Annotated in this window: 1 protein-coding gene; it reads left to right on the top strand. The window is 43.5% G+C overall.

Annotated features, from left to right (window positions below):
• A partial coding sequence (locus tag ACS8FD_RS21810) for a chorismate synthase (protein WP_439277410.1) occupies positions 1 to 349 on the top strand: 349 nt, incomplete at its 5' end.
• Positions 350 to 635 lie beyond the last annotated feature (286 nt).

The raw sequence follows: 635 nt of genomic DNA, 5'->3' as shown, positions 1-635 counted from the left end.
TGGTATGGCTGTTGCTGGGCAGTTTGGTCATCGTTCACGCGATGAGCTGACTCCAGATGGGTTTACTGCCAATCATGCTGGCGGTATCCTAGGTGGTATCTCGTCAGGTCAGAATGTTAGCGTCAGTATCGCGCTTAAACCGACTTCTAGCATTACTACCCCTGGTAAGAGCATAAATACAGATGGTGAAGCAATTGATATGCTAACTAAAGGTCGTCATGACCCTTGTGTGGGGGTACGTGCCACGCCCATTGCAGAAGCCATGCTAGCGATTGTATTGCTCGATCATTATCTGCGTCATCGTGGTCAAAATGGGGATGTTGAGCCACCGGTAGAGTCGATTACATAACGTCGTCTCAACGTACACTGCAAAACTATCTGCTCTGTATCATGTTTAATGAAATATTATTAGATATGATACAGGGCTTTTTTGTGGACTCTCAAAGAGTAGTTAATCAGTTCATGATATGCTCTAGTTGGTAGGTTAATAGAGGTCTTAAACTGCCAATTGATAGTCATTAATAGTCACACATTGCTGATGACGAAAAACCAATAACAACCGTTGACTGGGAATGGCTAACCAATGACCGAATTCGATACTGTCGATACCTTGGTTTGATAAAGTCTGTATGCAA

This window comes from Psychrobacter sp. 1U2, from assembly GCF_051847575.1.
This window is presented reverse-complemented; position numbering and strand designations above follow the sequence as displayed.